General features: G+C 64.8%; 9 protein-coding genes and 1 pseudogene. 8 read left to right on the top strand and 2 right to left on the bottom strand.

Going from position 1 to position 12,280, the window contains the following annotated elements; all coding sequences use genetic code 11:
- The first annotated feature begins 11 nt into the window (after positions 1-11).
- Complete coding sequence (locus IQ782_RS28765; protein WP_338092665.1) at positions 12-1,697, top strand: DUF3604 domain-containing protein; 1,686 nt, start codon at positions 12-14, stop codon at positions 1,695-1,697.
- A 169-nt stretch (positions 1,698-1,866) separates the two neighbouring features.
- The gene (locus IQ782_RS28760) at positions 1,867-2,262 is read left to right on the top strand and encodes a hypothetical protein (RefSeq protein WP_194138100.1); all 396 of its coding nucleotides are present in this window, start codon (positions 1,867-1,869) and stop codon (positions 2,260-2,262) included.
- A 169-nt stretch (positions 2,263-2,431) separates the two neighbouring features.
- On the opposite strand, the gene IQ782_RS28755 is transcribed toward IQ782_RS28760, so the two are convergent.
- Entirely contained in the window at positions 2,432-3,766 is a 1,335-nt protein-coding gene (locus tag IQ782_RS28755; protein ID WP_240989656.1) for a Y-family DNA polymerase, read from the bottom strand.
- A gap of 520 nt (positions 3,767-4,286) precedes the next feature.
- Between IQ782_RS28755 and IQ782_RS28750 the strand changes: the two genes are divergently transcribed.
- From IQ782_RS28750 to IQ782_RS28725, 6 genes are all read left to right on the top strand, one after another.
- Positions 4,287-5,291: a LacI family DNA-binding transcriptional regulator gene (locus tag IQ782_RS28750; RefSeq protein ID WP_194138099.1), complete on the top strand. Its 1,005-nt coding sequence runs from the start codon at positions 4,287-4,289 to the stop codon at positions 5,289-5,291.
- Between the two features lie 169 nt (positions 5,292-5,460).
- A complete protein-coding gene (locus tag IQ782_RS28745) occupies positions 5,461-6,735 on the top strand; it encodes an ABC transporter substrate-binding protein (RefSeq protein WP_194138098.1) in 1,275 nt (424 codons plus the stop codon).
- Positions 6,736-6,815: 80 nt separating this feature from the next.
- Entirely contained in the window at positions 6,816-7,703 is an 888-nt protein-coding gene (locus tag IQ782_RS28740) for a carbohydrate ABC transporter permease (protein WP_194138097.1), read from the top strand.
- Entirely contained in the window at positions 7,700-8,545 is an 846-nt protein-coding gene (locus IQ782_RS28735) for a carbohydrate ABC transporter permease (protein ID WP_240989655.1), read from the top strand. Before IQ782_RS28740 ends, IQ782_RS28735 begins: the two co-directional genes overlap by 4 nt.
- The gene (locus tag IQ782_RS28730; RefSeq protein ID WP_194138096.1) at positions 8,542-9,912 is read left to right on the top strand and encodes a glycoside hydrolase family 32 protein; all 1,371 of its coding nucleotides are present in this window, start codon (positions 8,542-8,544) and stop codon (positions 9,910-9,912) included. The genes IQ782_RS28735 and IQ782_RS28730 overlap by 4 nt, the downstream gene beginning before the upstream one ends.
- Positions 9,905-10,906: an ABC transporter ATP-binding protein gene (locus IQ782_RS28725; RefSeq protein WP_194138095.1), complete on the top strand. Its 1,002-nt coding sequence runs from the start codon at positions 9,905-9,907 to the stop codon at positions 10,904-10,906. Before IQ782_RS28730 ends, IQ782_RS28725 begins: the two co-directional genes overlap by 8 nt.
- 93 nt (positions 10,907-10,999) lie before the next feature.
- Here the strand turns inward: IQ782_RS28725 and IQ782_RS28720 are convergent.
- Positions 11,000-12,104 (bottom strand): annotated as a pseudogene (locus IQ782_RS28720) (IS5 family transposase); the annotation flags it as partial.
- Between the last annotated feature and the right edge of the window lie 176 nt (positions 12,105-12,280).

The following is a 12,280-nucleotide window of genomic DNA, read 5'->3' as shown; positions in this document are numbered from 1 at the left end:
CCCGCCGTGGCATCCTGATCAGACCCGGACCTCTCCGAAGGTCGACGCTCCTACACCACGCGCGGGGGCACTATCCGCTCGATTTCTACATGATCACAGATCATTCCGACGGCATGGGCGCAATCACCGACATCATCGGCGGTGCCCCCAATATCATGGCTGACGAACAAGGCCGCTATTTCCACGACGCTTTCAACCAGGGCGGCGAGGCAGCGCAGAAGGCGGCCTTCGAGCTGACCTCGGCCTTCGGGCAGGGACAGATTTCGCCGGCGCTGAACTATCAACCGGGGAACCCGGCCTACAAGCGCGTCTGGGATGACATCGTGGCCGCAGCCGAGGAGTTCGACAATCCCGGCACCTTCACCACCTTCGTCGCCTTTGAGTGGACATCTCTTGTGGCGGGCAACAACCTGCACCGCAACGTCATCTTCCGCGATGGCGCCGAGCGGGCCGGGCAGATCGTGCCCTACACCACGACACCCCCCCTTGGCTCGCCTGATCCGCGCGACCTGTGGACCTGGCTGCAGAATTACGAGGACAAGACCGGGGGAGACGTCATGGCTATCCCGCACAATGGCAACCTCTCCAACGGCATGATGTTCGCGCTGCAGGACGACTTTGCCGACGGCCGGTCGCTGGATGCCGACTACGCCGCAACGCGCCAGAAGTGGGAGCGCCTCTACGAGGCCACGCAGATCAAGGGTGACGGCGAGTCGCATCCCTTCCTCTCGCCGGATGACGCCTTCGCGGATTTCGAGACCTGGGACTACGGCAACCTCGACGCGACGGTCACCAAGACGCAGGAGATGCTTCCCGGGGAATATGCGCGCTCGGGGCTGCAGCGGGGGCTCCTGCTGGGGGCGGAACTCGGGGTCAATCCGTTCAAGTTCGGGCTGGTCGGTGCGTCGGACAATCACATCGGCCTGACCACGCCGGACAACGACAATTTCTTCGGGAAGTTTGCCGCCTATGAGCCGAGCCCCGAGCGCTCGCAGCACGTGAGCAAGACCTATGCGGATGGCGCGCCCGCGCTCTACTCCTGGCAATACATCACCTCGGGTCTGACGGCGGTCTGGGCCGAGGAGAACACCCGCAGCGCGATCTTCGACGCGATGGAGCGCCGCGAGGTCTATGCGACCACCGGCCCCCGGATGCGTGTGCGCTTTTTCGGAGGCTGGGACTTCGAGCATACGGATGCGCTTGGCCGCACCCTCGCCGTCACCGGCTATGCCAAGGGGGTGCCGATGGGAGGCGATCTTCCGGCCGGTGAAGGTGCGCCGTCCTTCCTCGTCTATGCGCTGCGGGATCCGATGGGGGCCAATCTCGACAGGATCCAGATCATCAAGGGCTGGATCGACGCGGGTGGCACTCCGCGCGAGAAGGTCCACGACGTGGCTTGGTCAGATGGGCGCAGGATAGATGAGGCGGGCGAGCTGCCGCCCGTCGGCAGCACGGTCGACCTGTCCGTGCCCACCTGGGTCAACACAATCGGGGCGGCCGAGCTGGGCACCGTCTGGACCGACCCCGATTTCGACCCGACGCTCTCGGCCTTCTACTATGCCCGCGTCATCGAGATTCCGACGCCACGCTGGACGGCCTATGATGCCGTAAAATTCGATCTTGAGCTTCCCGCCGATGTTCCTCTGATCACCCAAGAGCGCGCCTATACCTCTCCGATCTGGTACACGCCCGACTGAACCACAGCGCCGGTTCGCCCAAGGATCGAGAGCCATCCGGAAGAGGGCATTTTTCTCGGGGTTATTTTCCGGATGGTGGTTGAAATGCTGCGATGCAGCATTCATGTAGATGGGGACCAACGCAATCCAAGAGGAGGACCTCATGACTGCTCAGAACGAATTCGCCAAGATGTTCGGCGCGATCCCGAACGTGTGCAACCCGGACCTGGCAAAGGGCGGACTGGCATCGGTCGCAGAGTACAACGCGAAGATCGGTGAAGTCGCGCTCGACACCGCCGAGAAGTCGAACGAGGTTCTGTCGGCCTCGACGAGGAAGGCGCTCGGCAACATGCGCGAGCTGACCGCTGCGCGGGAGCCTTCGGCATATGGCGAAGCTTTCGCGGGCTTCATGCAGGCCCAGATGGAGCTCGCCCAGAGCACGACCGCGGCGCTTTTCGAAGTCGCGCAGGCCGCGGGCGAGCAGGTCACTGCGGTTTCCGCCGGCGCTGCCGAGAAGGCCGAGACGACCGTCAAGAAGACGACCAACGCAGCCGCGGCACGCAAAACCGCGCCCGCAGCCGCCTGAAGCGGGCAAGAATTCTGAATACGAAGGGCACGTCCTCGCCGGGCGTGCCCTTCTCATTCCATGGTCAGGCGTAGCTCTCGCACGCGGCGGAGTCGCGGCAATGGGGTCAGGCGCCTCTTTGCGGCATCCGCTCTTGGAGCGTTCCGTGCAGGCCCGAAAGCCACATCCCCTAATATGACAAGAACTGTGTATCCTCGTCGACGGTGGGTGCGTCGCTGAAGTCGGCCTCGTCAGGGATGCGGCCAAAGGCGATTTTTGCGCCAACATAGCCGCCGAGGACCTCCTCCTGAGCGCCGAAGGACAGAGCTTTGGCTCCGTGCGTTTGGCGCAGGCTGTCCATCAGGTCGCTGACCTTTTCCCATTTCTTTCGTGAAGTGTCATCCGCGCCTTCATCCAGAGCACCGCCGAAAAGGTCTCCGGTGATGTCGGCATCGGAAACAAGGCCATGCAGCATGACGCTGACCGCGTGAGGCGAAAACCTGAGGGATCGACGTGCCTCGCCCAATCCCCTGGAAAGGGCGCGCATGAAGGTTCGGTCGTCCCGCGCGGCCGCGAAGCTACCTCGCCAGGACCACTGCGCATCCTCGGACGCACGCCCTTTCCGAAAAGCCAAGGTCAGCTCCTTGGCGCGCAGGTCGTCGCGGCGCAGCCGACGGGCGGCGCTGAGAAGGAGCTGCCGGGCGCAGGCCTCCACCTTGTCTGGCGTGCGCCCGTCACGCGGCAAGACACGACCATGGCCGTACATGCTCTTCTTCGTCTCGGGGCGCTCTGCGTGCAAGCCGTGGAACTCGTTCCAGAACCGCTCGCCTTCGACGTTGCCCCAAATCTGCCGCGCGTGTTTGGGGGCAAGCCGCCACAGCCCGCCGATATCTCGGACGCCCGCGGCGGCAAGGCGCGCGCCAATACCTTTGGAGATGCCCGGCAGGTCATGTAAATCGAGGTGGGAAAGGCAATCTGGCAGGGCCTGCGCCTCGATCAGCGCGAAGCCGTCCGGCTTGTTCATCTCGGCACCGACCTTGGCAAGCAGCTCGGTCGGCGCCATGCCGATGGAACAGGTGAGCGCAGGGCTGAAGCTCTGCGCCAACGCGGCCTTGATGCGCTCCGCCAGCGCCTTGCCCTGCGCCGCTTCTCTGGGCGACAGGTGGCAGACCACCTCGTCGATCGACCGCACGTGGGCCACCGGGAGTATGTCGCCAATGACCTGCAGGATGCGCTTGTGCAGCCGCACGTAGGCGTCATGCCGCGCGATCACGAAGACCATATCAGGGATCACATCGCGCGCTGCGCGGATCGAGGCGCCCGATTTCACCCCCCTCGCCTTGGCCTCGCGGCTTACGGCGATGCAACTGGTATGCGGTGAATCCAGTGGAACAACGCCCAAGGGTCGGCCCCGCAGGTCGGCGTTGAAGTGTTGTTCGGCAGAGGCGAAGAAGCTGTCGAAATCGAGATAGAGACGTTCAACCTTCGGCTGCCCCCTCATCCCAACCGCCTCTCCATCCGTCATCTCTGCTGCCTTTCAAAGCTCGGTCATGTCCTTATGTCGGATGTCCGCCGCATCGGTTCAATGCCTGACTTGCTCGCACTGCTGGGAGCAGACCCTCCCGAGCGGAGCAGCCCGTTCCCTTGGCGCGCGGAGAGAAAGCTAGACCGAAGAGGCTGGACCAATCGCGTGCCGCAAGGCGTTCGTCGAGGCTGGGGGAAGGTCTGAAAAGGGCTCGAGGCGAGGCTATGGGCGATTGCTTCAGAACAGTCGGGACATCTGCGACGCCGCATGACGGCTCCGAGCCCCGAACCGTCCTTGCTCTGCCAAACCCGCGCTGCGAATGCCTTCGGCGGGTGCCTGCCCTTTTCCAACCTGTTCCCCCATGGCGGCACGGAAACCCCAGCAAGATGAGGCCGAACGCGATACGACAGGAGGCAAGAGACGACTGGCAAGACCCGCGGACAACGTGAGACACTTCAATTCCCGAGCCTGCTCGGATAAGCCGTCGTGGTAACCGCGTCACGGGCAGACTGGAGCTTTCATGACCAACCAACGTGACATAGCCCGCCTCGCCAAGACCTCGCTGAAGACGGTGTCACGGGTGATCAACCGCGATCCGCTGGTGAACGAGGCAACGCGGCAGCGTATCCAGAAGATCATCGACGAAACCGGCTACGTCCCGAACGAGGCGGCGCGGATGATGCGCTCGCAGCGCAGCAACATCGTGGGATTCCTGTCGGAGGACGTGGCGACGACGTCCTCATCGATCGACTTGGTGCGCGGGGCACAGGACGTGGCGCACGCCTTTGGCAGGCAGATGATGCTGTTCAACATCCAGCGCGGCGACACGTCCGAGACCGAGGCGCTGGCGCAGCTTGCACGGTTCCGGGCCGAGGCCTGCATCCTCGCCACCAGCTTTCATCGCGAAGTGACCTTGCCCCGGACGGACATGATGACGGTGCTGCTGAATTGCTATGATGCCGGGGGCACGGTGGCCACCGTGCTGCCTGACGACCGGCAGCTGGGCCACGACCTGACGACCGAGATCCTGCGCCGGGGCTATCGTCGCCCCCTGTTTCTGAACCTCGCGCCCGAATTGGCGGGGGCACGGTTGCGCGCAGAGGGGTTCCTCGCCGCCGGGCAGGCCATGGGGCTGGATCTGGCTGGTCGCATCAGGACAGCCTCGGCCGGGCCGGATCGAGACTATACCTATTTCGTGGACCAGATCCTGGCGGAGGCCCTGCAGGATGCTGCGCGCCCCGACGTGCTGATCTGCGGGCAGGACCTGATGGCGTTGCCGGTGTATTTCGCACTGGCCCGCATGGGGATCGAGGTCGGGCGCGACATTGCCGTTACCAGCTTCGACAACCTGTATCCGCTGGCGCAGCTCATGCAGCCCGGCCTGACCTCCATGGACCTGCCCTATTACCAGATGGGCCGGGTCGCGATGCAGCAGGCGCTGTCGGAAAATGATTCCCCGATCCGCCAGCTGGTGCAGGGGCAACTGGCCGAGCGCGCCTCGCTGCCGGAACGCGTGACCGCCTGACTCCTCTGTAGTCTCACTGGGCATAGGCCAGAAAAATCGCCGATTCATCGCGATTGACAACGTGAGACATTCGCGGCTAACAATTGTCTCACGTTGTCATTAGAGAAAAAAGGCAGCGCGGACATGATGCGCGCCCCGGGAGAGCCGCGCTAAGGGAGAGGACCAGACCATGACTTTGAACCGTCTCGCGGGCGCCAGCCTGCTTGCGCTTGCCCTCGCGGTACCTGCCCATGCGGGCGAGCTGACCGCCTGGGTCACCGACGCCGCGGCAGAGAAGCCCTACTTCGACCAGCTGACCGACGCGTTCAGCGCCGCGCACCCCGAGATCGCGCTGAACGTGGTCCCGGTGCCGGGATACGTCGATGCGATCCAGGCGGCGTCTGTGTCGGGCAGCCTGCCCGACCTGATACTGCTCGACGGCCCCAACATGGCGGCATCAGCCTGGGCCGGGACGATCCAGCCGATCGGCGAACTGATCGATCCTGCGCTGCTGGCAGACACCATGCAGGGCGTGATCGCGCAGGGCACCTACGGGCCGGACGGCAAGCTCTACCACATCAGCCCCTACGACTCGACCGTGCTCCTCTGGGGCAACCGCTCCTACCTCGAGAAGGCCGGCGTGCGCATTCCGACCGGCATCGACGATGCCTGGACCCGCGAGGAATTCGCCGCTGCGGTCGAGGCGTTGTCAAAGGTCGACGGCGTGCGCTGGCCGCTGGACATGAAGCTGAACTACGGCGGCGAATGGATGACCTACGGCTTCGCCCCCTTCATCCAATCGGCGGGCGCGGACCTGATCAACCGAGAGACATGGACGGCAGAGGGTACCGTGAACGCGCCCGAGGCGGTCTCGGCCATCTCCAAATTGCAAGACTGGTACAAGGCAGGCTGGATCGTTCCGGCCTCCGCGGGCGACAACCAGTTCTACGGCGAGAAGACGGCGGCCCTGTCCTGGGTCGGCAACTGGATGTGGCCGCCGCATGACGCGGGCCTGGGCGACGATCTCGTGATGATGCCAGCGCCCTCCTTTGGCCCGAACGGCGTCACCACGCCCAATGGTGGCTGGGGCTGGTCCGTGCCCGCCACGACGACCAACCTCGAAGATGTCTCGGCCTTCCTCAACTTCGTCATGTCCGACGCGGAAGTGGCGAAATACGCCGATATCACCGGCTTCGCGCCGTCCCGCGCGGCGGCGGTGCCGCTGACCAAGAAGTTCTCCACCCCTGGCGCGCAGGATCTGTTTGCGGTGCAGGGCAACTGCTGTGCCGTGGTGCGCCCGGTACATCCGGCCTACCCGGCGATCACCCTGAGCTGGTCGCGGGCCATGCTGAACATCTTCTCCGACGGCGCGGCGGACGTGCAGCAGGAACTCGACGGCGTGGCGCAATACATCGACCTCGATATCGAGGACAACGCAGGCTACCCGCCCTTCGGCTCGAACTGACGGTTTTCCCCCGAGACGGGTGCGGACGACTTTCCCCCGAAGCCGTCCGCGCTCCCCCCTGAGACACACCGGAGGCGTCGATGCCAAGCTTTTCCAACGGCCGCTCCCAGGAGGTGGCCATGCTCGTGCCCGCGATGCTCTGCCTCGTGCTGATCATCGTGGTCCCCTTTGCCCTCTCTGTGGGCTTTTCCTTTACTGACCAGCGGCTGATGCCGCGCCCGATCCCGACCCGGTTCATCGGGGTGACGAATTACGAGCGCATGTTCGCGGACCGGCTGTTCTGGCAGGCCATCGGCAACACGGTGCTGTTTACCGTGCTCGTGGTGCCCTTCCAGCTGGCGATCTCGCTGACCGTGGCCATGGCGCTCAACGCGGCGATCCCCTTCCGGGGCCTGTTCCGCACGGTCGCCATCCTGCCGCTCCTGCTGCCGATCACCGTGGTGGTGGCGATCTGGGCCGTGCTCTACCGCATCCCGACCGGGCCGCTGAACGCGGTCTATCAACTGTTCGCGGGCTCCGAGAACTACATCGACTTCATCGGCGGCTCGGATACGGCGATGGTGGCGCTGGTCGTTCTGTCGGCCTGGGCAACCTTCCCCTACCAGATGCTGATCTACCTCGCAGGGCTGCAGGACGTGCCTGGCGATCTCTACGAGGCCGCGGAACTGGACGGGGCCACCGCCTGGCAGCGCTTCCGGTTTGTCACCTGGCCCAGCCTCAGGAACGTCAACATCTTCCTGCTGATCATCACCACGATCCAGGCGCTGAAGCTCTTCACCCAGGTCTCCGTCATGACCAGGGGCGGCCCGAACGGATCGACCACCACCATCATCTACTACCTGTTCCAGCAGGGATTCACCTCGCAGAAGATCGGCTACGCCTCGGCGATCTCGGTATTCTTCTTTGTCGCGGTGACGACCATCGCGGTGTTGCAGCGGGTCTTTCTGAAGAACGAGGGCGAGGCATGAACCTGTTCCCGCGCGGCACGCTTATGCCGTTCCTCTTTGCCTGTGTCGTGGCATTTGGCGTGCTATTGCCGCTGATGATGATGGTCACGATCAGCCTGAATCCCGACGAGCAGGATATCCTGGTGTCGATGGGAACGCTGAAAAGCTTCATCCCCGAGGTGATCTCCTTCCAGAATTACATCGACGTCTGGACCGACCCGGCACGGCCCTTCTTTCGCTACATGATGAACACCGCCATCGTGACGCTGGCGACACTGGCGATCTCGATCACGATCAACTCGATGGCGGCCTTTGTCGTGGCCCAGGGGTCGCTGCCCGGCAAGAAGGGAGTGCTTCTGTTCATCGTGGCGACCATCGCGGTCCCAGCGGAAAGCCTCGTGCTGCCGCAGTTGATCCTCGCCGGGAAACTCGGGCTGGTGGACACCTACGTCGTGCAAATCCTGCCGGGGATCGCCAATGCGCTGTCGATCTTCCTGTTCTTCCAGTTCTTTTCCCGCATCCCCAAGGACCTCTTCGAGGCTGCAGAGCTGGACGGTTTCAGCTTCTTCCAGAAGTACCGCCACATCGCGCTGCCCCTGTCCCGGCCCGTGATCTCGGCGGTGGCGATCCTGCAATTCCTCGAGATGTGGAACGCCTATCTCTGGCCGGTCATGGTGACGCGTGGACCAGAGGTGCGCCCGCTGACCGTGGCCATGGGCGCGTTCTTTGGCACCAATCAGCGCATCCCCTGGGGGGACGTCATGGCCTTCGCGGTGTCGATGGCGGTGCCGGTGATCCTGTTCTTCCTGTTGATGCAACGCCAGTTCATCGCGTCGGTCATGAGTTCGGGGGTGAAGGGATGACCATTGACATGCAAGAGACCTACCGCCCGAAACTGCACTTCACCCCGGCGAAGGGCTGGATGAACGATCCCAACGGCCTGATCCGGAAAGACGGCCTCTGGCACCTGTTCTTCCAGCACGATCCCGACAGCATCACCCACGGGCCGATGCATTGGGGCCATGCCGTCAGCCGCGACCTCGTGGATTGGGAGCAGCGCCCGGTGGCGCTGCGCCCGGATACCCTCGGGACCTGCTTCTCCGGCAGCGCCGTGCAAGGCCCGGACGGCGTGCGCCTGTTCTACACCGCGCACAGCCTGACCAAGGAAGGTCGGGATTTCCAGGTGCAGTGCATGGCACGGGCGGACGATGCCATGAGCGTCTTCCGGACCGACCCCGGCAACCCGATCCTTTGCAACCCCGGGCGCGAGGTGTTTCGCGATCCCAAGGTCATCTGGCACGAGGGTACCGCCCGCTGGGTCATGCTGCTGACCGAGGGACAGAGCATCGCCTTCTACGCCTCCGACGACATGACACGCTGGGAATACCTCACCAGTTTCGGCACCTGCCACGGCCAGCACGGGCGCGGCGTCTGGGAATGCCCGGACCTGCTGGAGCTGCCATTCGAGGACGGCATGAAATGGGTTCTGATCGTCTCGATCTCCGAAGATGCACCTGGCGGGGGCTCTGGCACGCAGTATTTTGTCGGCCAGTTCGACGGCAGGCGGTTCACCAATGACCACGCGCCGGACCAGGTGCTTTGGCTCGACATGGGCCGGGATTTCTACGCACCGCAGAGCTTCTTCGATCCGGGAGGCGCACCGGTCCTGATGGCCTGGGCCAGCAACTGGAGCTACGCGCGCCAGACGCCGACGCGCGCGTTCCGAGGCGCCGCCAGCCTGCCGCGCGAGCTTTCGCTGACCCGCACGCCCGATGGCGTACGGCTGGCGCAAAAGGTGCCCGAAACGGTCACCCGTGCCTTTGCCCTGCGCCGCGACCGCGGAACCTTCTGCCACCGTTTCGTTCTCGACCGGAACGGGGCACGGGACGTGTCCATCGCCCTCTTTGGCGAGGCCGCACCGCACTACCGCCTGACCCGTCTGCCGGGTGGGTGCGTCCGCGTCACCGCGACGCGCGCCGAAGGGCATGACCTGCCGGGATTTGCCCATGAGGTCACGACGGAGTTGCTCTGGCCCGAGGACCAGCCGCTGTCTGTCGAGCTCTACGTCGACCGGGGCATGGTCGAATTGCTTTTGGCCGATGGCACCGTCTCGCTCACCAACCTGCATTTCCCCGCCATGCCCGAAGGGCCGCTGACGCTCACCCATCACCCGCACACCCGAACTCCGGGCGCACCGCATCCGATCGCCAAGGGAGGCCAGAATGGCTGACGTCCGCATTGCATCCGTGACCAAGCGCTACGGCGCAGTCGAAGTCGTTCCTTCGCTCGATCTGCACATCCCCGAAGGCTCCTTCACCGTGCTGGTCGGCCCCTCCGGCTGCGGCAAGTCCACGCTGCTGCGCATGATCGCGGGGCTCGAGACTGTCTCTGGCGGCACAATCGCCATCGGCGGGCGCGACATCACCCATGCTGCGCCGTCGAAGCGCGGGGTGGCCATGGTTTTCCAGAGCTACGCGCTCTATCCGCATATGACCGTGGCCGAGAACATCGGTTTCGGCCTGCGCCTCGCCGGCATGCCGAAATCCGAGATGGAGGCGCGGGTCCGCGAGGCTGCCGACATCCTGCAACTCGGGCCGCTTCTCGACCGCAAACCAAAGCAGCTTTCCGGCGGCCAACGTCAGCGCGTCGCCATCGGTCGCGCCATCGTGCGCAAGCCCAAGGTCTTCCTGTTCGACGAGCCGCTGTCCAACCTCGATGCGGCGCTGCGGGCCCAGATGCGGGTGGAGCTGTCGGAACTGCACCAAAGGCTGGGTTCCACAATGGTCTACGTGACACATGACCAGGTCGAGGCGATGACCATGGCCGATCAGATCGTCGTCCTGAACAAGGGTTGCATCGAGCAGGTCGGCGCGCCGATGGATCTGTATCGTGCGCCGCAGACGCCCTTTGTCGCAGGCTTCATCGGGTCGCCAAAGATGAACTTCATCGAGGGCCCCATTGCACGTGAGTTCGGCGGCGAACTGCTTGGAATTCGCCCCGAGCACGTGACCCTGTCGGACCGGGAGGGGCGCTGGTCCTGCACCGTCCGCCACGCCGAACACCTCGGCGGCGAGACCCTTGTCCATTTGGACAGCCCGGAGGTCGGACGCCTGACCGTGAAGGTCAGCGGCGACATCGCCGCCGCGCCGGGTGTGCAACTCTATGCAACCCCCGGTCTCGACACGTCGCATGTCTTCAAGGGGGGGTTGAGGGCACCATCCTGAACCAGGGCAGCAGAACGGGTGTGCGTCTGCCCAGGCACTGCACGACAGCCAGCCCTGCACTGGCTGTCGTGCAGAATAGCGGCGTCCTGCACTTGGTTGCCGGGCGAGATTTGCCGCCGCCAGAGTGAGAATGAAGCGCGAGCGCACCCGCTCGATCCCGCAATAGACGGCTTGGCCCGCGCCGCCTGTCGTCTTGGACCATCCGAAAAGCTCCTCAATGCGCTTCCGGTGCGTCTGCGACAGGGCCTAGCCCATGCGCCGCGTCGTCCGCCCGTCGGTCGCCGAGAACCGCGCCTTCTGCCCGACATGCGGCGTGATGCCGGCCTGCCCGCGATCCGCCAAGAACCCGGTGGCATCATACGCCGTGTCGGCCCCCAGGGTCAGCCGTCTCGTCGATCCCGGCGACCGCCGATGCTTCATGTCGGGCGCGGCCTTGCGTTCGGCACGACCGTCAGCCTGGCTCAGGGCGCCCTGGCCGGCCGGGCCGCTGCAGGTCTCCATCAGCGCATGCCCGATCAAACACAGCATCGCGCCGGTACCGGGCGATTTCCGGTAGCGCCGCGCGTCCGGATCGATCGCGGAAGCGTGCGTCGCGTTCGAGCGCCTCTTGCCTCGGAAATCCACTTCGGCATTTCGGCTGCGGCTTGCGGGGCGGGACATGGGGCGAGGTTCCGGAGCGGGCTGCGGGGACGGGTCCTGCGGGGCGGCATCCTGTGCCGGAGGATCGCCGTTCTCCGGCTGCCCGCCGTCCTCCTTGCGCCGGACGCTCTTCATCGACGCCCAGGCCTCTACCAGCATGCCGTCGACCGAGACGTGGTCATCCGACAGGAGCGGCACGACCTCGCGGTGGGCCAGAATGGCGGCCATCACCTTGCGCGACTTTTCCGTCGTCAGCAGCCGGTCGCGATTCTTGCTGAAAACGGTCGGGACCCACACCGTGTCATCAATGCCGAGCCCCACGAACCAGCGGAAAAGCAGGTTGTAGTCCAGCTGCTCCATCAGCTGCCGCTCGGAGCGGACCGAGAACAGGATGCAGCAGGCTCGCACAGATCAGCCGCTCCGGTGCGACCGAGGTGCACCCAAAATCGGCGTAGAGCACCTCGAATTCGGCATCGAGGCTGGCGAGTGCGTCAGTCACCCCCTGCCGGGCTTTCCGCAGCGGATGCCGCGCCTGGACGCGCGCCTCGCTGCGCGTCATGACGAGCGCGCCGGTGAACACCGCGACCTTGCCCGACAGCGGCGCGTCGGCTCAGCCCGCGCGCGCGACCGGCTCCCTTTTCTTCGACCTGTTCGGAGTCGGGCCAAGGATATCTTGGAAAGCTGTGCCCATCACCGCCTCTGCCATCAGCACGACCTCGGCCGAGGCGCGCGCGT

Source organism: Salipiger mangrovisoli (assembly GCF_015223355.1).
Lineage (GTDB): Bacteria > Pseudomonadota > Alphaproteobacteria > Rhodobacterales > Rhodobacteraceae > Salipiger > Salipiger mangrovisoli.
Note: the sequence above shows the minus strand (reverse complement) of the source record. Positions and strands in the feature narration are given on the sequence as shown.